This window comes from Paraburkholderia sp. J63, assembly GCF_905220245.1.
Lineage (GTDB): Bacteria > Pseudomonadota > Gammaproteobacteria > Burkholderiales > Burkholderiaceae > Paraburkholderia.
Map to the genome: position 1 here is coordinate 1 of NZ_CAJMZF010000241.1, position 226 is coordinate 226.

General features: G+C 60.6%; 1 protein-coding gene. It reads left to right on the forward strand.

From position 1 onward, the window contains the following. Positions 1–42: 42 nt before the first annotated feature. The coding region (locus U5775_RS39355; protein WP_322063489.1) for a DUF3138 family protein at positions 43–226 on the forward strand (184 nt) is incomplete at its 3' end.

Consider the following 226-nt stretch of genomic DNA (forward strand, 5'->3'; position numbering starts at 1 on the left):
CGCCGGCGCGTTGCCACAACGACACCCATAAGGAGAATCTCGATGAAGAAGAAGCTAATCTGTTTGCTGGTGGCCGGGGCACTGCCGGGGCTCGCCTTTGCGGACTCGACCAGCGATCAGATCAAGGCCCTGCAGGCGCAACTGAATGCGCTGCAAAAAGAGGTGAAATCGCTCAAGAGCGAGATTGCGGCGTCGAACACCGGCGCGAAGGCGACGGCGAGGAGCT